Origin of the sequence: Sulfitobacter sp. 15WGC, assembly GCF_005068605.1 — a bacterium.
Taxonomy (GTDB): domain Bacteria; phylum Pseudomonadota; class Alphaproteobacteria; order Rhodobacterales; family Rhodobacteraceae; genus Sulfitobacter; species Sulfitobacter faviae.
Map to the genome: position 1 here is coordinate 1 of NZ_SZNL01000092.1, position 277 is coordinate 277.

Sequence of the window (277 nt, forward strand, 5' to 3'; positions counted from 1 at the left end):
GGCGTCATATCAGTCTCTCTACGCAGTTGCGAAAGAGTTACCGAACTATTGCGCCAAGTGAAGGGCGGAAAATAGACCGTTATTGGGCATCACTCCCTCCCCCCCTCAAACGCAAAACCGCCGCAGCGTTGAGCTGCGGCGGTTTTGTTGATCTGATCATCGTCGAGAGATACTGTAGTCTAGGAACTTATTAGGTTTGGCGATGACCTACTCTCCCACGTCTTAAGACGCAGTACCATCGGCGCTACGGCACTTAACGGCTGGGTTCGGGATGGGA

General features: G+C 53.1%; 1 rRNA gene. It reads right to left on the reverse strand.

The window, feature by feature from the left end:
• Positions 1–194: 194 nt before the first annotated feature.
• A 5S ribosomal RNA gene (rrf, locus tag FCK22_RS18120) occupies positions 195–277 on the reverse strand; the annotation flags it as partial.